General features: G+C 43.9%; 16 protein-coding genes. 3 read left to right on the top strand and 13 right to left on the bottom strand.

Features of this window, described 5'->3' with window-relative positions; translation table 11 throughout:
* Positions 1–273 precede the first annotated feature (273 nt).
* Positions 274–528, top strand: a complete 255-nt coding sequence (locus ACRD7P_RS02245; protein WP_430905851.1) for a hypothetical protein — start codon at positions 274–276, stop codon at positions 526–528.
* Between the two features lie 313 nt (positions 529–841).
* Here ACRD7P_RS02245 and ACRD7P_RS02240 read toward each other — a convergent pair whose 3' ends face one another.
* From ACRD7P_RS02240 to ACRD7P_RS02195, 10 genes are all read right to left on the bottom strand, one after another.
* The gene (locus ACRD7P_RS02240) at positions 842–2,056 is read right to left on the bottom strand and encodes a sensor histidine kinase (RefSeq protein ID WP_430905850.1); all 1,215 of its coding nucleotides are present in this window, start codon (positions 2,054–2,056) and stop codon (positions 842–844) included.
* 174 nt (positions 2,057–2,230) lie between these two features.
* The gene (locus ACRD7P_RS02235; protein ID WP_430905849.1) at positions 2,231–2,746 is read right to left on the bottom strand and encodes an endonuclease V; all 516 of its coding nucleotides are present in this window, start codon (positions 2,744–2,746) and stop codon (positions 2,231–2,233) included.
* A 147-nt stretch (positions 2,747–2,893) separates the two neighbouring features.
* The gene (locus ACRD7P_RS02230) at positions 2,894–4,153 is read right to left on the bottom strand and encodes a sensor histidine kinase (RefSeq protein WP_430905848.1); all 1,260 of its coding nucleotides are present in this window, start codon (positions 4,151–4,153) and stop codon (positions 2,894–2,896) included.
* A 479-nt stretch (positions 4,154–4,632) separates the two neighbouring features.
* Positions 4,633–7,995: a preprotein translocase subunit SecA gene (gene secA, locus ACRD7P_RS02225; protein WP_430905847.1), complete on the bottom strand. Its 3,363-nt coding sequence runs from the start codon at positions 7,993–7,995 to the stop codon at positions 4,633–4,635.
* A gap of 214 nt (positions 7,996–8,209) precedes the next feature.
* Complete coding sequence (locus tag ACRD7P_RS02220; RefSeq protein WP_013994285.1) at positions 8,210–8,434, bottom strand: DUF2795 domain-containing protein; 225 nt, start codon at positions 8,432–8,434, stop codon at positions 8,210–8,212.
* Between the two features lie 135 nt (positions 8,435–8,569).
* The gene (locus ACRD7P_RS02215) at positions 8,570–9,145 is read right to left on the bottom strand and encodes a cob(I)yrinic acid a,c-diamide adenosyltransferase (RefSeq protein WP_430905846.1); all 576 of its coding nucleotides are present in this window, start codon (positions 9,143–9,145) and stop codon (positions 8,570–8,572) included.
* Positions 9,146–9,405: 260 nt separating this feature from the next.
* On the bottom strand, positions 9,406–9,561 hold the full coding sequence (locus tag ACRD7P_RS02210; protein ID WP_430905845.1) for a hypothetical protein: 156 nt from the start codon (positions 9,559–9,561) through the stop codon (positions 9,406–9,408).
* A 38-nt stretch (positions 9,562–9,599) separates the two neighbouring features.
* A complete protein-coding gene (locus ACRD7P_RS02205) occupies positions 9,600–10,106 on the bottom strand; it encodes a hypothetical protein (protein ID WP_430905844.1) in 507 nt (168 codons plus the stop codon).
* 444 nt (positions 10,107–10,550) lie between these two features.
* Complete coding sequence (locus ACRD7P_RS02200; RefSeq protein ID WP_430905843.1) at positions 10,551–12,431, bottom strand: ABC-F family ATP-binding cassette domain-containing protein; 1,881 nt, start codon at positions 12,429–12,431, stop codon at positions 10,551–10,553.
* Positions 12,432–12,464: 33 nt separating this feature from the next.
* Positions 12,465–13,709, bottom strand: a complete 1,245-nt coding sequence (locus ACRD7P_RS02195; protein ID WP_430905842.1) for a DUF4105 domain-containing protein — start codon at positions 13,707–13,709, stop codon at positions 12,465–12,467.
* A gap of 78 nt (positions 13,710–13,787) precedes the next feature.
* Here ACRD7P_RS02195 and ACRD7P_RS02190 point away from each other — a divergent pair, with 78 nt between their 5' ends.
* On the top strand, positions 13,788–14,549 hold the full coding sequence (locus ACRD7P_RS02190; RefSeq protein ID WP_430905841.1) for a CDP-alcohol phosphatidyltransferase family protein: 762 nt from the start codon (positions 13,788–13,790) through the stop codon (positions 14,547–14,549).
* A 99-nt stretch (positions 14,550–14,648) separates the two neighbouring features.
* On the opposite strand, the gene lptB is transcribed toward ACRD7P_RS02190, so the two are convergent.
* The 3 genes from lptB to ACRD7P_RS02175 all read right to left on the bottom strand — a co-directional run bounded on the left by lptB (position 14,649) and on the right by ACRD7P_RS02175 (position 17,408).
* Positions 14,649–15,389, bottom strand: coding sequence for an LPS export ABC transporter ATP-binding protein (gene lptB / locus ACRD7P_RS02185; protein ID WP_430905840.1), 741 nt, complete (start codon positions 15,387–15,389; stop codon positions 14,649–14,651).
* A 250-nt stretch (positions 15,390–15,639) separates the two neighbouring features.
* Positions 15,640–16,491: a twin-arginine translocase subunit TatC gene (gene tatC, locus ACRD7P_RS02180; protein ID WP_430905839.1), complete on the bottom strand. Its 852-nt coding sequence runs from the start codon at positions 16,489–16,491 to the stop codon at positions 15,640–15,642.
* Positions 16,491–17,408, bottom strand: a complete 918-nt coding sequence (locus ACRD7P_RS02175) for a KpsF/GutQ family sugar-phosphate isomerase (protein WP_430905945.1) — start codon at positions 17,406–17,408, stop codon at positions 16,491–16,493. The genes tatC and ACRD7P_RS02175 overlap by 1 nt, the downstream gene beginning before the upstream one ends.
* Before the next feature lie 255 nt (positions 17,409–17,663).
* On the opposite strand from ACRD7P_RS02175, the gene ACRD7P_RS02170 reads away from it, so the two are divergent.
* The gene (locus ACRD7P_RS02170) at positions 17,664–19,856 is read left to right on the top strand and encodes a RecQ family ATP-dependent DNA helicase (RefSeq protein WP_430905838.1); all 2,193 of its coding nucleotides are present in this window, start codon (positions 17,664–17,666) and stop codon (positions 19,854–19,856) included.
* Positions 19,857–19,871 lie beyond the last annotated feature (15 nt).

Raw genomic sequence — 19,871 nt, 5'->3', positions numbered from 1 at the left:
GAGCATTTGAGTTGGCCCAAAACCACTAAATAGGATTGCAAAACACTGCTTTTTTAAAGATTTTTCTTGAGAAGGGGCACTTTTACTATCCCAAAAAGCCGACCAAAAACCAATCTTCCCGATAAAGCGATTTTAGGCTTCGATTCACTTACCGAAGAAACGCTACCGTTTATCCAAACTTTTGTCACGTACCGAAAAATAAGGCCTTTCAGCGAAACTCAACCGCCTGTAGGCAGGTTCTCCAGTTATCTTTATATAACCCAAATGTTAGTTATGAAAGCTCTTTTAACCTTTATTTTCTTCTTCGTTTTAACCGCAACTTCTTTTGCAAACGTGCAAAATGATGAAAAGGTAGCTACCATTACCATGGATGTTGTTTTAACAACGGAAATCGTTACAATAGAAGTTTCCAATACTATAGATACTGTAGCTTCAGATAGTATTGCACGTCTTTACAGAAGGGAAAATTCGAAAGTATTAAAAGCACTTTCCTTTAGCACTAAAAGAAGCCGTGCTAAAATGGCCTAGTCCACAAAAAGAAAACATAACCATAAAGCGATAATCAAATGTTATTTTTAGCCTCGATCATATCCATTCTTTTAGTAGTAAGCTATGTAACCGTTTTTCCAAAAACAAAAGGTGTTTTAAGACCGATCAAAGTTCGGGCACATCAACAAAAGAAATAGAACAATAATTCCAAGGGGACCCACACCCATCCCATTGGCCTTTCTGGGCCGATGGGCTTTTTTTTGCATTCTAATTAAATGCCCCGTAAGAGGTATCTTTTTTTAACGCTTTTCGCCAATGCAAGCAAATGACGTAGCATGTGATTTCGTACAATCTATTGGGCATTCTCCGCGAGCTGGCCGCTCACTTCCCTGAACCGTATAATATAATGGGTGCCTTTCGTTTTTGGCGCCCTATGCAGCGAACCTCTAAGCTGCCGTACCAGTTTTTGCATCAGTTGCAACCCCATGGACTTGGAGTTTTTATAAGTGATCTCGTCGGGAAAACCTTTGCCATCGTCACCCATTTCCAAAACGAGTTCTTCCGCTTCCCTTTTCATTTTAACAAATACCGTCCCTTTCGCATCGTCTACAATGCCGTATCGCAGGGAATTGGTGATTGCTTCGTTGACCAAAAGCCCTATGGGAATGGCGGTATCGATATTAAATTTGATTTCGGCAATATCGATGACAATATCGATATTGGAACTTGTTCCTTTTACCGAACGTACCAAATGTTCTACTAATTCTTGAACATAAGAGGCACAGTCAATTTGGGAGGCATCTTCCCGTGTATATAACATTTCGTGTATCATGGCCATTGCGATGACCCTGTTTTGACTGCTCTTAAGCATTTTTTTAATGCTGAGGTCCTCTACGTTTCTCGATTGTAGGTTGATCAAACTTGAAATGGTCTGTAAATTATTTTTGACCCGGTGGTGTACTTCTTTCAGGAGATTCTCTTTTTCCAAAATCTTTTCTTCCACTTCATCTTTTGTTTTCCGCATTTTGAAATGTGCCTTCAAAAGGTTTCTTCCGAAGACCCCTTCCAATAAATATACCGAAAAGAGCAAACTAAGGAGGCCGAACATATTCTTGGAAGCCGGTGGTACTACATTTTCAAAAAAGAATACCTCGCTTACGCTGCCCCAATAGATCAAAAGAATGATGGTCAGAATGGCGTAAAGGTAGATGCGCCCGAATGCGCTGGTGGAAATGTAACCAGCAAGTACGATTACGGGTAGCACAAAAATAAAAGCGCTTTGGATACCACCGCTGTAAAAGGTAATGATCAAGGTACTTAACAAGGACAATATGGAGGTTACAACGGCCATGATCACCAAGTTCCCATGCCTGTTGAAGGTAACTACGTTAAGGCAGTTTAAAACGGTATATCCCCAAAAGATGAAGGGAATTACCGTTACGACCTCTAGGTAGAAATAGCAGGCGATACCGAATAGAAAACTAAGAAAAGAAGACGCATAATTGAATTTCAGTAACAAACTGGTCTTGTCACCGATTCTGGAGCGTTTTTTTAAACTGTTTTTCATACGGTGGCTACCTGTCGTTTAACGGAAATACACTGCGAATTTGTTTGCATATCGCCGTTCGGTTCCTATCAAATATAAATATTTTGCCTTTAGCATTTTTTACTAGAACCATGTTTTCCGTACAATTATTGTTTTAGGGAACCGATTTGTAACTCGCAAAAGTATGGTGACGCTTTAGTGCATCTTAGCTGTTTCTTTGGTCATACCATCCAAAATTTGCAATAAGGTAGGCATGCGGTACTTTCCATGCATAGCCTTAATATGTTCATAGGCCCTGTCCAGCGCTATTCCGGCGGACGATATGTACAGCGGCTTTTTACTTTTCCCTCTTAGAAGTGCTTTCGTCCGTTTTTTGTTCAAATGAAAGCTTGATTTTGCCACACCGATTACCGGTATTTTTTGATCGAGCTTTTCAAAAAGATGCCCGCCCAGGCCCAAGGTGCCGTTATCGTCCAATACGACAAAACTATCGACGATGATGAGATCGATATCACTTAGATCGATTTTTTCCAGTAGGCTTACGATACAAGGCAGTTCCCGTTTGTAAAAAGCTCCGGGTTCATATGCCGGGATGCCGGTCCGAATTTCGCTAAACACTTTCACCGGCTTTTCGTCCGTCCAAGAATCAAAACCGATACCTACCGTTTTTGCATGCTGATCAAAGTAATAGGAGTCGAATACAAGAATCATGTCCCTTTAGTTTTGTGATGTAGCTTCAGTGTTCATATAGGTTCGGAGCATTTCAGGGGACGAACCCTTCATCCATTTTAGGTATGTACCCCAAGGTTTTGGCAACCGAAGCCAGGGGAGGGGTTACTGTTATATCTTTGCTATCGGTTACGTCTTGGAATGTATAGTATCGCTTATTTCTCGAAACTTGACCACATAGTGGGTGCCGCCCTTGGTCAAATCCCGTATGATGGATCCCCGTAGTTGTCGGGACAGGTTGTGAATCAGTTTTAATCCAAGCGATTTTGTATTCTTGTGAGTGATATCCTTTGCAAAACCGACCCCGTTGTCACCGATATTCAAGGTGTATTCATCGTTCTCGCTCTTACGCAATTTGATTTCAATTTCACCTTTGCTATCGTTCGGGATACCATATTTTAAGGCATTGGTAATACACTCATTGATCAACAGGCCCAAAGGAATGGCCGTATCGATGTTCAGTTTCAGATCGGGAATATCGACGTCCAGGGTGATGTTGCTACTTGTTCCCTTGATGGAACGGATGAGGTATTCCGCCAGTTCCCGAACGTACGATTGGTATTCGATCTTACCGATATCTTCCCTCAGATATAGCATTTCATGTACCATGGCCATGGATATCACTCTATTTTGACTGCTTTTTAGTAGTTCCTTCACCATTTTATCATCATGGTTTCGCGATTGCAGACTCAAAAGACTCGATACCGTTTGGAGGTTATTTTTTACCCGATGGTGCACCTCCCTCAATAGCGTTTCCTTTTCGGTTATTTTGGCTTCCAGCTCATCTTTTGTTTTATAAAGGCTGTGATGGGAACTCAGCAAATTTTTTCCGAAGACCCCACCTAACAGGTACACCGAAAAAAGGATACTGAGCAGGGCGAAAAGATTTTTTGACTTTTCGGGAACCACATCGCTGACAAAGGTGAAATCTGCAATGCTTTGGGAGTAGATCAATACAATGATCAGCAAATTGAGGTTTAAATACAGTGAACCGTAAGATTTTGTGGTTACATAACCTGCAACTACGATAAGTGCCAGAACAAATATAAACGGACTGTTGATTCCTCCACTGAAAAGGGTAATAATAATGGAGCCCGTAAGGGTCATTATGGATACCACGTTATAGGTAAGCGTAAGGTTTTTGTGATATTTATAGAGTAAGGTGTTGAGTAAATTTAAGCTCCCAAAACCCAAAAACACATAAGGGATTACTGCTACAATGTCCAGCAAAAACATGCAGAGGGCCGAAAAAACGATGGAAAAAACGGAGGTAAAGTAGTTTACTTTGAGCACAAGCCGTGCCTTGTTCTTTAATCGCTGTTCCAGTTTTTTCTTTTTCTCCGGGCTAAGGAGCGGTGGTGTAGCGGTTTTGGTTTGTTCGGTATCCAATTTGTGGAGTGGTTAGGTCATGTAAAGCTAAGTATGTTTTCTTAAAAAATCGAATTTCTACAAGGGATATTTCGCTAGCATACAACCTTATAGCACTCGATTTTTAAGAAATTTCGCTCTTATATTCAAACACCGGCACTTTTGGGGACGATTTTAATAGGCGATCGCATTGCTGTCGGAGTTCATCGGTTAAAAACCATAAAAGCGGTCTTTTTCAAGTCAATAATAGCGATTTAAAGGAACAATGCCCTCTTTTTCCCGTGGTCGGCAGCAAAAATCGGTATATGGTGCCATAACACGTGATATAGGGCTCGATTTAAACGTTTTACACGCCAAAGGTCAGCTATCAATAAAGATAGTTTTCTTGGCCGCTAAGGGGCTGTTTTTGGATTAATACCGGAAATGGTATAGCAAGAAGACCATCAATAAAAAAAGCGACCTGATAAAAGTCGCTTTTTTTGTACTGTAGGAAGGGGAAACTAATCGTTTACCAATACCCATTCCCCTTTTTCGATCAAGGGTTCCGCTTGTTTGTACTTTACGGTCTTGCTTTCACCGGACAGTACGTTTTTAATGGTTACCCGTTCGTTACGACCGATTTTTGGTTGCTCCCGAACGATCGTTTCCGTTATTTGGGGACGTTGCCGCTGCGTTTGGCCCGCAGCTCTGTTGCGTGCCGCCAACTCATCACTATTGGGTATTTCCTCCTTGCTGGTCTGTATGTTTTCTTTTGGGCGCTGGGTTTCCCTGGCCGCCGAAATTTCGTTAGGATTTGCGGTAGGCAATTCCCCTTTGAACAAAAAGGATACCACCTCTTTGTTTACTTTGTCGATCATCCCTTTAAATAGCTCAAAGGCTTCGAACTTGTAGATCAGCAAAGGATCCTTTTGTTCGTGTACCGCAAGTTGTACGGATTGTTTTAATTCGTCCATTTTGCGCAGGTGCGTTTTCCAAGAATCATCGATGATGGCCAAAGAGATATTCTTTTCGAAATCCGTAACCAGTTGGCTTCCGTTGGAATCGTAAGCTTCCTGGAGGTTGGTTACTACATTCAAGGTTTTGATACCGTCCGTAAAGGGTACTACGATACGTTCAAAATTGTTCGCATTGTCCTCATATACCTTTTTGATGACCGGAAAGGCGGTTTCCGCATTTCTCTTGATCTTTTCTTGGTAACTGTCATAGGAAATCTTGTAAATGTTGCCCGCAATATCCTGAGGGCCCATTTTTTCAAAATCCGCTTCGGAGATCGGCGAGGTTACCGAAAAGTACTTGATCAGCTCAAATTCAAAGTTTTTAAAATCACTTGCCGCTTTATTGGTCTCCGAAATTACCTCACAGGTATCGTATACCATATTGGCGATATCCACTTTTAAACGTTCCCCTTGAAGGGCGTGGCGTCTTCTTTTATAGACCACCTCTCGTTGCGCGTTCATCACGTCATCGTACTCCAACAAACGTTTACGCACCCCAAAGTTGTTTTCCTCTACCTTTTTCTGGGCCCGTTCTATGGACTTGGTCATCATGGAGTGTTGGATGACCTCTCCTTCCTCAAGTCCCATTTTGTCCATCATCTTGGCCACACGGTCCGATCCGAACAAACGCATAAGGTTATCTTCCAGGGAAACATAGAACTGCGAACTTCCCGGATCTCCTTGACGTCCCGCTCTACCGCGAAGCTGTCGATCCACTCGTCTGGAATCGTGCCTTTCCGTACCGATAATGGCGAGTCCCCCCGCGGCTTTCACCTCGTCCGATAATTTGATATCGGTACCCCTACCGGCCATGTTGGTCGCTATGGTAACCACTCCGGGATTTCCGGCCTCGGCGACCACGTCGGCCTCCTTTTTGTGCAATTTGGCGTTCAGTACGTTGTGGGGCACCTTTCGTATGTTCAACATTCGCGAAAGCAGTTCCGATATTTCTACGGAAGTGGTACCGATCAATACGGGTCGTCCCGATTGTGCCAAGGTGGTCACTTCGTCAATGATGGCGTTATACTTCTCCCTTTTGGTTTTGTATATCAAATCGTTACGGTCGTCCCTGGCAATAGGCCTGTTGGTAGGGATTTCCATGACGTCGAGTTTGTAGATTTCCCAAAATTCACCTGCTTCCGTAACTGCCGTACCGGTCATCCCCGCAAGTTTTTTGTACATCCTAAAGTAGTTCTGCAGGGTTACCGTAGCGAAGGTCTGTGTAAGCGCTTCGATCTTTACGTTTTCCTTGGCCTCTATGGCTTGGTGCAGTCCGTCGGAATAACGTCGCCCGTCCATAATACGGCCGGTCTGTTCGTCAACGATCATTACTTTGTTGTCCATGACCACATACTCCACATCCTTTTCAAAAAGGGTATAGGCCTTGAGCAATTGGCTCATGGTATGGATGCGCTCACTTTTTATGGTAAAGTCCTTAAAAAGTACTTCTTTAAGTTCCGCCTCCTTTTCGATATCCAGATTCTGATTTTCAATTTTGGCGATTTCACTTCCGATATCGGGCATCACAAAAAAGTCCTTTCCTTGTGCACCGGATATGTATTCCACCCCTTTGTCGGTAAGTTCGATCTGGTTGTTTTTCTCATCGATCACGAACAATAGGTCCTCGTCTACCTTTGGCATTTCCCTATTGTTGTCCTGCATGTAAAAATTCTCCGTTTTTTGGAGCAATTGTTTTACACCCTCTTCGCTTAAAAATTTAATTAGCGCCTTGTTCTTGGGCAGTCCGCGATGTACCCTTAGCAATAGAAAACCGCCTTCCTTGGTATCACCGGAGGTAATCAGCTTTTTTGCCTCTGCCAAAACGCCTGTCAGGTGTTGGCGTTGTTTCTGAACGATATCACCAATTTTTGGTTTTAGTTCGTTAAACTCATGGCGGTCCCCCTCGGGAACGGGTCCCGAAATAATCAATGGGGTACGCGCATCATCGATCAATACCGAATCCACTTCATCCACAATGGCATAGTGATGGGGACGTTGAACAAGGTCCTTTGGCGTATGCGCCATATTGTCGCGCAAGTAATCAAAACCGAATTCGTTATTGGTGCCGTAGGTTATATCGGCATTGTAAGCGGCACGCCGCCCCTCGGAATTTGGTCGGTGATAATCGATACAGTCTACAGAAAGACCATGAAATTCAAAAATGGGTCCCATCCAAGCGCTGTCCCTTTTGGCCAAGTAGTCGTTTACCGTAACCAAATGGGCTCCATTTCCCGCCAAAGCATTCAAGTAGAGCGGGAGGGTAGCCACCAGGGTTTTTCCTTCTCCGGTCTGCATTTCCGCAATTTTTCCTTGATGGAGGGCAATACCACCGATCAGCTGCACATCATAATGCACCATATCCCAGGTTACTTCTTTTCCTGCCGCGTTCCACGAATTGCTCCAGGTCGCATTATCGCCCGATAAGGTAACATAATCCTTGTTCCCGGAAAGCACGCGATCGTACTCCGAGGCGGTAACCTCTAGCGTAGCATTGGCGGCAAATCTTTTGGCGGTCTCCTTTACCACCGCGAAGGCTTCCGGTAGAATTTCGTTCAGCGTATCTTCGGTAATCGAATATCCCTTGTCCTTTAATTTGTCTATCTCGTTATAGAGTTCCTCATTTTTGTCGATATCCGTCGATGCCTTTACCGATGCCTCCAAGGTGGCGATTTCCGCATCCACTTCTTTTCTGTTTTCCGCTATTTTGGCCTTGAACGCGGCTGTTTTTGCTCGAAGGCCATCATTGTCCAATGCGTCCATTTCCTGTTCAAAGGATTTTATTTTAGCGACCAAGGGCTGTAACGCTTTTACGTCCTTTTTTGATTTGTCGCCTACGAAGGTCTTCAGTATCGAATTTAGAAAACTCATAATGATAATATGGTTTATATGGTGTATCGGCTAAGGCCGAGAATGCTTAAAAGTATCTTTTACCAAACGTTATCTGATGTCAAAAGCTGTTCCGTTTATTGGAAATAGCATAAAATAGCTACTTCGGGCTGCCAAAATTACAGAAAACAGAAGACAAGCACATAAAAAAAGCCTCCAAAGGAGACTTTTTATACTAAGCTATTGCTTTACGGTATTAATATTCGTCCTCGTTCCAGAGGTAATCTTCTTCAGTGGGATAGTCGGGCCAAATCTCTTCGATGGATTCATAGATTTCACCACCCTCTTCTTCCATTGATTGGAGGTTTTCGACCACCTCCAAAGGGGCACCGGTACGAATCGAATAATCGATCAATTCATCTTTGGTGGCCGGCCAGGGCGCATCGCTTAAATAGGATGCCAATTCTAATGTCCAGTACATAGTGAAGGTTTGATTTTAAATTTTTGCAAAAATAATTTTTAAAAGGACGTTGTCAAATGTTTTAACAACTATTTCATTTAAGTTATCAACATAATTTTTGCTTTAATATTGTGTGGGGCCAAAAATTAAAATAGCTCATTCTTTTTTCTCGGGGATCCACTTGATTTCAGAGGCCTCAAGATCGATAGCCAATTTTCGTGACAAAACAAAAAGATAGTCGGATAAGCGGTTCAGGTATCGCAGTACAGCGCTGTCAAATGGTTCTTCTTCATATAATAAGGTCGACATTCGTTCGGCCCTTCTGCAAACCGTGCGCGCAAGATGGCAGTAGGATACGGTGGTATGCCCGCCCGGTAGAATAAAATGGGTCATGGGCGGAATGGTTTCGTTCATCTTATCCATTTCGTGCTCCAAGAGCGCAATGTCCGCTTCGCTTATTTTCTCAATGTTCAATCGGTCCTTTCCATTTTTCAAAACTGCTTTTTGCGGTTCGGTAGCCAAAATTGCCCCTACGGTAAACAGTTTATGTTGTACAATGGCGAGCGTTTCCTTTGCCTGTGCCGCTATTTCTTGGTCCCTTACCAAACCCAGCCACGAGTTCAGTTCGTCAACAGTGCCATAACTATTGATCCTAATATGGTGTTTTGGTACTCGGGTGCCACCAAATAGGGCAGTGGTTCCATTATCTCCGGTTTTGGTATATATTTTCATCTGTTTAAAATTTTGTGGTCCACTGAAAATGAAAAAACTAAAAATCGCTGCAAATTCAGTACCTCGCCTAAACTTATTGTGATCATCTGGGTAGCGTAGTACGTCTTAAAAAGTTTATGCTCCTTTCAAATGGAATTAAAATAGGTGTCGGCACTGTTATGGGTGATGGTGAGCGATCGGAAACGGGAGCGGTCGTCAAACGTGCCCTTTAGCTGCCGTTCTATCAAAATGGCTTTTTGATTTCCATGCTTTGTGGGCCTTTATCGCTGATCTTCATTTTCTTTTTTACGTTCATAATCCTCCATAAATTTTCTGGACTTTCTTTTTCTTGATTTGTTTCTGGTAGAAATGGTTACGATAAGGTAAAGCATAAAAACGGCTCCTAGAACGATGTAATTGGTATTGTTCATTGCCATATTCAGTGTGTTTGTAAGTTATACCCTAAAATAGGGCATTAAATTCGAATCTTAAAATGTTCCTTGGCCTGTTCTTTACGAAAGAATACAAACCCGCAAAAAAACAGGTCGACGGTAACGGTGACCCTCGGGTCAATTTTTAACTTTTCCCAAAAAACCCGATGTTCGCGGGTCGCTTGTATGCTATCGATGAGTAGAACGCTATTGTTGTGGGCATACGCTTTAAGATGGTCCATCGCATTAGGGCGTGCCAATGTGGCAGCATCTACGAAAGCCAGATCATAAGGTTCGTTTCCTTTTTCCAATTCGGAAGTGGTCGCACCGTATTTGAGAGCGAGTTGCGGATCGCCACCGTAAAAGTAGAGCTGTTGTGGTTTAAAGTAGGCGATAGTTTTCTTCAGGACTAACAACGACTTTCTTTTTTGAAGAAAAAATCGGGTACCATCATGGATACATTGGGTAACCAACTTATAAACGAACGGGGAGTGTACCCCATGCCGATTGGTGGAGGTAAGCAGAAAACCGAGATAGCGCAAAAGGTTCATTGGTTACAATCTTTAACGGAAAGGAATTACCTTAATGCAAGCCTTTCCACCGAATACTCGTGGCTACAAATCTTCAAACAGTCCGCGGTCGCACTTTGCGGCTAGTGATCTTTATGGATTACAAAACAGCTTCCCGCTAGCGGTTTACGGCCACTTTGATGCCCTATTATGAATTTCATTCTTTTCTTAATAAATCGATACGGTTTAAATGCATCGCGGTCAAGTTCGCTTTGATACGTCTTTCAATTGTCCTTTTAACCCGGATTATGCATTAGAACTTCGTAATGAAGCTTTTAGCTGCGATAAAATATGACATTTTATGAATGTAAGCATAGCCCCGAAACTTCGGGACTACGGTTACATTTAAAAATGTAGCGCAGCACCATATTTTGAAGTAGCTGGAAGCTGTAATAGATTTTCTAATGCATAAAGCGGGTTTAAGTATCATTCTTCCATAAGCGCCGAGAGTTCGAACCACCGTTCGGTTTTCGCATCAATGCTATCGGTCAGTTGTTTTAATTCTTTTGAAAGGGAAGCAATGGCTTCCCCACTGAGCGATCCGTCCGTAAAGCGTTGCTGTATCGTTTCTTTTTCCCGTTCCAATTTTTGGATGTCTTTTTCAAGACGTTTGTATTCTTTTTGCTCGTTGTACGATAGTTTTGGGGAACGTTGTTCGGTTTTCCATTGGTCCTTTGGGGCTTTTTTGGTGGACGCACTGGCTTTTTCTGCCCTCATTTCGGCGATCTGACTGTCCTCATAGGCCCGAAAATCGGAATAGTTTCCTGGGAAGTCCTCAACAATACCATTTCCCCTAAAAACGAAAAGATGGTCTACGATCTTGTCCATAAAATAACGGTCGTGACTTACTACCAGTAAACAGCCGGGAAAATCCATTAAAAAACTCTCCAGTACGTTCAGGGTAACCACGTCCAAATCGTTGGTGGGCTCGTCCAAAATGAGAAAATTGGGGTTTTGTATGAGCACGGTACACAAATAAAGCCGTTTGCGTTCCCCCCCGCTCAATTTCTCCACATAGTCGTACTGTTTTTTACGATCGAACAGAAAGCGTTCCAATAGCTGTTGCGCAGAAATTTGGCGCCCCTTCATCAAAGGAATATAATCTCCGAATTCCCGAATGACCTCGATTACCTTTTGCCCCTCTTTTATGGGTATCCCCTTTTGGGTGTAATATCCGAATTTGATGGTGTCGCCAATGACCACCTTTCCCGAATCGGCAGTATCGGTGCCCGTGAGTATGTTCAAAAAGGTAGACTTTCCGGTGCCGTTCTTACCGATGATACCGATACGTTCCCCTTTGATAAAATTGTAATCGAATTTATCCAAAATAGGCTTTTCCGGGTATGCCTTTACCAGTTTGTGCAGCTCTACAATTTTACTGCCCATCCGTTCCATATTGATCTCAAGCTGTACTTGGTGTTGCTTTCTGCGCTTTCCGGCAGTTTCCTTGATGGTATTGAAATCGTCGATCCGCGATTTGGATTTTGTGGTCCGCGCCTTCGGTTGGCGCCGCATCCACTCCAGTTCTTTTTTGTAGAGTTGCTGCGATTTATGGTGTTCGGTCGCTTCTTGTTCCACCCGGGCCTCTTTTTTCTCCAAATAGTAGGAATAGTTACCCTTGTACGGGTAAAGGGTGCCATTGTCCAATTCAATAATTTCGTTACATACCCGTTCTAAAAAGTAACGGTCGTGCGTAACCATGAAGAGGGTCATGTTCTGCTTGGCGAAGTAGGCCTCCAACCATTCGATCATTTCAAGGTCCAAATGGTTCGTTGGCTCGTCCAAGATCAACAAGTCCGGCCGATTGATCAGGGCATTCGCCAAGGCCAACCGTTTCTTTTGCCCTCCGGACAGTAAATTTACTTTCACCTTTAGGTCGTCCAGTTTTAGTTTGGACAGAATTTGCTTGTACTGCGTTTCAAAATCCCATGCCCCAAAACGCTCCATGGCTTCAAAGGCGGTTTGGTAGGCATCCTGGTCCTCTGGATTTTCCAAGGCCCTCTCATAGGCCGAAATTACCTTTAACACCTCATTGTCCGATGCAAAAATGGTTTCCTCAATGGTCAAATTCCCCGACAGCTGCGGCTCTTGTTCCAAAAAAGAGGTGCGTATTCCCTTTCGAAAGTTAACCTTCCCCTTATCCGGCGAATCGGCTCCGGAAAGAATATTGAGAATGGAAGTTTTTCCCGTACCGTTTTTTGCGATCAGGGCAATTTTCTGGTCCTTGTTGATGCCGAAAGAAAGGTTTTCGAACAATACGCGTTCCCCAAATGCTTTGGATATGTTTTCTACGGTAAGAAGGTTCATTGTAATGAAAGTATCAGGTTAAGGAAAACGGCTTTAAACAATTGCAGGTCGATTGGGGCTTTGATCAATTTCAGATGCGTTCCGATCTTTGCCTGGTGCGGTATATCGAATTAAAAATAGGTATCGTAGCAATAGGGTCCCTATGGGGAAAAGAACAATTGGTGAAAATTGCTGAACGCCGAACACCCATATCAAAAGAACGGAGAGCAATAAAGCGATCAAGAACCAAGTGTAGGTACGGATCCATTTGGGCAATGTTCTCTTGAGCATTACAAAGGCGATGATAACATTGGGTCCGAAGGCCCAAAACGTATTAAAATTCATTTTTGTGGCCTGATGATCTGATAAAAACCATAAAAAAAAGAGGATACAGCCCGTGACCCCGGACGCCAATGCCAACAAAAAATCGAGCCAACGACTGCGGCTACCATTGCTAATGTTGCGATAGGTAATCCAACAGCTTGCTAAAAATAACAGGCCAAACCAAAACATCGGGGTCATAAAAAAAAGGGTGGTCGTAGCGGTAGGGCGTGGTCTTACCAGTTCGATTTCTTTGGAGACCAGCGGTTTTCCCCATAACGTGGTGTTTGGAAGCTGGTGGAACAGGTACGCCGGTAAAAAAAGCCGTTCCCATGGGGTTACCTCTTCGTCGATGACGGCTCCCAAAGCCGTGTTGATACCAAAGGTAAACCAACGGTTTACTTCCAGTTTTTCATTGATCATGCCCCTAAAGCTTATTGGCTCCCTAATATGGCCATACCGTAATTGCCACGCCTCGCCCAGCACAGATTTTAAGGCGTCGGGAATGCGTGTCGCACAATTGTCGAAGAGGAAGTCGTACCGATAATACCTATTTTCAGGTTTGTAGTTGTTTTCAAGAAAATCGAACAGTGCTTTTGTTTGCGCATTGTCCAACTTTAATACCTGCTCGGTTACGGAACGATTTTCCAATTCGTAACCGAAAACAAAATTTTTGAACCGTTGTTTTCCCAAACGGTAATCGAGTTGCCCTTTTGTAAACTTGGTATAGAACAATGGGTCGTCAAAATCGAAGAGGCCATAATTGTAAACGATATCGAAATTTACCGATGGATCGTGCACCCGAATGGCGCTGTGGCCAAATTTAGAATAAAGATCATCACCATTGCCAACAGTCAATACACTGATTTCGCTCAAAGGGGAAAGTACCGGTTTTTGGGCGTATACCGTAGCGGCTATCAGGAGAAAAGTGGTGAAAAGAAACGTTTTTATCCTTATTAGTGTGCCTGGACTTGTCATAGGGCAAATATCCAAATAAAATTGTACTCGAAACCCCTAGATCGAAAATTGTGCTATTTTTATGAAAATTACCATGCCATGAAGCAGTTTATCCCAAATTTTATTACGCTTTTGAATGTTTTTTGTGGGTGTGTGGCCACCGTTTTTGCCGTGTTGAACCAATTGGATCTGGCGGCCATTTTTGTGTTTATGGGCATCTTTTTCGATTGGTTCGATGGTTTGGCGGCACGTTTGCTGAACGCACAGAGCGCTTTAGGAGTGCAATTGGATTCCCTTGCCGATATGATCACCAGTGGGCTGGTGCCAGGTATCGTAATGTTCCAGCTGTTGGGAATGTCGCTGACCGGCGGTTGGAACCTTGAGTTTTCGGCCACTGCTTCAGAATCCGTGTTATGGTTGGGCGGAACGTTTACCCCTTTGCCTTTTTTCGGATTTTTGATTACCCTTGCCGCGGCCTATCGGTTGGCAAAGTTCAATATCGATGAAAATCAAGTGAGTTCGTTCATTGGTCTGCCGACTCCTGCGAACGCACTTTTAGTCCTTTCCCTGCCCTTGATCTTACTTTATCAAAATAGCGATACGCTAAACAGCATTATTTTAAACCAATGGTTTTTAATGGCGTTCACGCTCGTAAGTGCGTTTCTAATGAACGCACCGATTGCACTGTTCGCATTAAAATTTAAAAACTGGGGTTTTAAGGATAATGCCGTACGATACATGTTTGTTATCCTAAGTTTGGTGCTCTTGGTAACCATGAAGTTTTTGGCCGTACCGATCATCATTGCTGCCTACATTATCGTATCGGCCATTCAGAACGGTTTGAAAACGCAACAGGGATAGGGCCATTTCAAAGTTAAAATGGTACAGGGAGCAGGTAGTCTAAGATCAAAAAGCAAAGGGTTTGTTTGTAGGATTGGATACCCTGTTCTGAATCGCCCCTTAAAAATCCAACTTCTTTTTACGCAATTCAAAGTTTTGGCCAAGGTATACCTTTCGCACCATTTCATCGGCGGCAAGGTCTTCGGGATGTCCCGATTTTAATATCCCCCCTTCGAACATAAGATAGCTACGTTCGGTAATGGCGAGGGTTTCCTGCACATTGTGGTCGGTAATTAAAATACCGATGTTTTTGTTCTTTAATTGCGCTACAATTCGTTGGATGTCCTCCACGGCGACCGGGTCTACCCCTGCAAACGGCTCGTCCAACAAAATAAATTTAGGGTCGGTCGCCAATGCCCTGGCGATTTCGGTACGCCGGCGTTCCCCGCCCGAAAGCAGGTCGCCCCTATTTTTTCGAATGTGTCCCAATCCGAATTCCTCGATCAAGGACTCCATTTTCATCAACTGCTCTTTCTTGCTCAATTTGGTGAGTTGCAGTACGCTCAGAATATTTTTTTCAATGCTCAGCTTTCGAAAAACGGATGCTTCCTGTGCCAGATAGCCAATACCGTTCTGGGCCCTTTTGTACATTGGAAATTTGGTAATCTCCATATCGTCCAAAAATATCTTTCCCCCATTCGGTTTTACCAAGCCCACGATCATGTAGAACGAAGTCGTTTTTCCTGCTCCGTTCGGTCCCAACAGCCCTATGATCTCTCCTTGGTTTACTTCCAATGAAATACCACGGACCACCTGGCGGCCGCTATAGGTTTTCATGATGTTTTCTGCCCTTAATTTCATTTTTATAGGGGTTAGGTCAAAAAGTTAACATGTGCATGCGAAAACGCATTATCCTGGGGCCCTGTATCAAAGCAATCCCTGAGTGCATCCGTCCAAATCTACGTTTTACAACCGATACGATAAAAATAATTACATATAATTTAACGGGCCGTACCATTGTTCACCACTGCCATACTTATCGTAGCAGTGCTTGGCGGTGCTTTGAAAACTATTTCAAGTGCTTCAATATAGTTTTTCAAAAAAGACTTTCCTATCCGGTTGTTACGCCCGTTCCCTTTTTCTTGGCCTTCTTCGACTCCTTTTTGAGTACTTGCCTTGAGATGAAAATACTTACCTGATAGAGGATCAAGATCGGGACCGCAACCACAATCTGGCTGGTGACATCGGGTGGGGTAATCACTGCGGAAAGAATCAACACGACGACCAAGGAAATTTTGCGGTATTTTTTCAGAATTTCTGGGGTAACCAACCCTACTTTGGTAAGGAAATAGACGATAATCGGCAGTTCAAAGATAAGACCACAAGCGATAACCGAAGTTCTTACCGACGCAACATAGGAAGAAAGGTCGAACTCATTGGTCACTTCGGCACTTACTTGATAGGTACCCAAAAAATTAATGGATAACGGCGCCACAACATAGTAACCGAATAGGGCACCCATAAAAAACAATAGCGAGGCAACAACGATGAAACCTCGGGAATTTCTGCGCTCTTTCTCATACAGACCCGGACTTATGAACTTCCACATTTCATAGAGTACATACGGAAAACCAACGATGAAACCTGCCCAGATGGAAGTCCAGATGTGTGCCGAAAACTGCCCGGACATCAAACGGCTCTGAATGGTAAATGGCAATTCGTCGGCGCAAAAGTCAGAATCGTAACCAAAATAAGTGGCGATATTGCAAAAAAGGCGATAGGTGGGAAAGTCCATTTTCTTAGGACCGAACAATACCGTGTCGAAGATAAATTCCCGCATTAAAAAGGCGATACTACCAACAATTACCACGGCACTTACCGATCGGATAAGGTGCCAGCGCAATTCCTCGAGGTGATCGAGAAACGACATTTCATTAGGGTCGGTTGTTGCTGTTTTTGCCATTATACTATGCCTTCGTTGATAAGATTGTGTACATGTACCACGCCATGATATTCCGTCCCGTTGACCACCAATAATTGCGAAATCCCTTTTTCCTGAATCGTCTCCAACGCCTTAACGGCAAGTACATCGGTGGCTATGGTTTTTGGGTTTTTTGTCATAATATCCCTAGCGGTGAGCCCTTTTATAGAGTCGTATTTGTTCAACATACGACGGATATCCCCATCGGTGACGACGCCGACTATTTCATTATTTTCCAATACCGCGGTAACACCGAGCATTTTTTCGGATATTTCAACGATAACGTTCTTTACTTCGGTAGCTGCGTTTACCAGGGGTTTTTGATTGTTTATGGCAATATCGCCCACGGTAAGGTAAAGGCGTTTTCCCAAGGCCCCACCGGGATGGTACTTGGCAAAATCGGTACTGCTGAACCCCCTGAGTTCAAGCAGGCATACGGCAATGGCATCGCCAAGTACCAACTGTGCCGTGGTACTCGTGGTCGGTGCCAGATTGTTCGGGCAGGCCTCTTTGGCCACAAAGGTATTGAGCGTAAAATCGGACTGTTGTGCCAAAAAGGATTCCGGGTTTCCGGTCATGGCGATCAACTTGTTCGTCCCTCTTTTGATCAAGGGGACCAACATCTTAATTTCCGGGGTACTGCCGCTTTTTGAGATACAGATGACCGTGTCATGCTCCTGTATGGTACCCAGATCTCCATGGATGGCATCCGCGGCGTGCATGAAGATCGCCGGGGTACCCGTAGAGTTTAGGGTCGCCACTATTTTGGAGGCGATGATCGCACTCTTTCCGATACCCGAAACGATTACCCGTCCCTTCGATTCCAATATGCAGTTTACCGCGCCGGAAAAGTCGCTGTCGAGCAGTCCCGCAAGGTGGCCAATGGCCTCGCTTTGCATCGTAATCGTTTTTTTGGCGATGTTCAGGATAGCGCTTGTATCGTTCAAGGGAATAAAAAAGTTATGGTGGCGGTATAAAAGATTATCTTATATTTAGGAGTACAAAATTACACAATCTTGACATACTGTCGTTTTAAATCGATATAATTTGATTTGAACTGATTTCTATCGTTAAAAGTTCAAAAATTAGTACCTTATGGAATTGATTTTATATATGACTTATGTAGTGCCCTCATGGAAAATACTAAACTGGCTGTGAAAGCAACTGATTTACATGCACCTTTAAAACAATATTTTGGCTTTTCTACTTTCAAAGGCCTCCAGCAGGATGTCGTTCAAAATATTTTAGATCGTAAAAATACCTTTGTCATCATGCCCACCGGCGGTGGCAAATCGTTATGCTATCAACTTCCGGCGTTGATGCAAGGGGGTACGGCAATTGTAGTTTCCCCATTGATCGCCTTGATGAAAAATCAGGTCGATGCCATCCGCGGCATCTCCTCGGAAAATGGCATTGCCCATGTATTGAACTCTTCGTTGACAAAGGCAGAGATCAAAACGGTAAAGGAGGATATCGTTTCGGGTATTACCAAATTATTATATGTAGCACCGGAGTCGTTGACCAAACCGGAATATGTAGAATTTTTACAGTCGGTACCGCTGTCTTTTTTGGCCGTGGACGAGGCGCACTGTATTTCGGAATGGGGCCACGATTTTCGTCCGGAGTACCGCAATCTAAGGGCCATTGTCAACCGCCTTGGGGACGATATTCCGATAATCGCGCTCACGGCAACGGCAACGCCAAAGGTGCAGGAAGATATCATGAAAAATTTGGCCATTGGTGGCGCTACGGTTTTCAAGGAATCGTTCAATAGGCCGAACCTTTTTTATGAAGTACGCCCAAAAACGGTAAATGTGGATGCCGATATCATTCGTTTTGTAAAGAAAAATTCGGGAAAGTCGGGCATCGTGTATTGTTTGAGCCGCAAACGGGTGGAGGAGTTGGCACAGGTACTTCAGGTGAACGGGGTAAGTGCCGTTCCCTATCACGCAGGTTTCGATGCCAAAACACGATCAAAGTACCAAGATATGTTTTTAATGCAGGATGTGGACGTTGTGGTAGCGACCATTGCATTTGGGATGGGCATCGATAAGCCCGATGTACGTTTTGTAATCCATCACGATATCCCAAAAAGTATCGAAAGTTATTATCAAGAAACGGGGCGTGCGGGCCGCGATGGCGGAGAAGGGCACTGTCTGGCCTTTTACGCGTACAAGGACATCGAAAAACTGGAAAAATTCATGTCGGGCAAACCGGTGGCCGAGCAGGAAATTGGAAATGCACTTCTGCAGGAAGTAGTGGCATACGCCGAAACTTCCATGTCCCGACGGAAATTTATATTGCATTATTTTGGGGAATCCTTTGACGATGTAAACGGTGCAGGTGCCGATATGGACGATAACGTCCGCAATCCGAAAATAAAGGAAGAGGCCAAGGACAATGTGATCAAGCTGATCAACACGGTTCGGGCTACCAGCGAAAAGTTCAAGTCACGGGAAATCGTAAAAACCTTGATGGGCCAGGTGAATGCCATGATGACCTCCCACAAGACCAACGAAAAAGAAGTTTTTGGTATCGGTTCCGATAAGGATGAAGGATATTGGATGGCGCTTATTCGACAAACACTGGTCGCAGGGCTGTTGCACAAAGAGATCGAACAGTATGGCGTATTGCACGTTACCGCCGCCGGGAACGATTATTTACAGGCGCCAGGTTCTTTTATGATGACCAAGGACCACTCGTATAGCGATCAACAGAACGATGCTATTGTAAGCGCCGCCAAGTCCGGAGGCGTATGCGACGAAAAACTACTCAAGCAATTGAAAAGTTTACGGAAGTCCCAGGCCGATCGGTTAGAGGTTCCTCCGTTCGTGGTTTTTCAGGACCCTTCTTTGCAGGATATGGCACTCAAATATCCCATAACCCTTGCCGAACTGCAACAGATTTATGGAGTGGGAGAGGGCAAGGCAAAAAAATATGGGAAGCCCTTTGTAGATTTTATTTCCAAATACGTCACCGAAAACGATATTACCAGGCCGGAAGATCTTGTGGTCAAATCGACCGGGGCCAACTCGGCCCTTAAACTATATATCATCCAGAATGTGGATCGAAAACTTCCGTTGGACGATATTGCTTCTTCAAAAGGTTTGGAATTGAACGAACTGATCAAGGAAATGGAGCAGATCGTGTTCAGCGGTACCAAACTCAATTTGGGCTATTGGATCGACGAACTTTTTGATGAAGACCAGCAAGAAGAAATGCACGATTATTTTTTGGAAGCGGAAACGGATGATATTGAACTGGCCTCCGCAGAATTTGATGGCGACTATGAGGACGAAGAGCTTCGGTTGTATCGGCTTAAATTCATTAGCGAAGTAGCCAATTAAAATACACCGATACAT

Origin of the sequence: Maribacter sp. 2-571 (genome assembly GCF_050589625.1) — a bacterium.
Taxonomy (GTDB): domain Bacteria; phylum Bacteroidota; class Bacteroidia; order Flavobacteriales; family Flavobacteriaceae; genus Pelagihabitans.
This window is presented reverse-complemented; position numbering and strand designations above follow the sequence as displayed.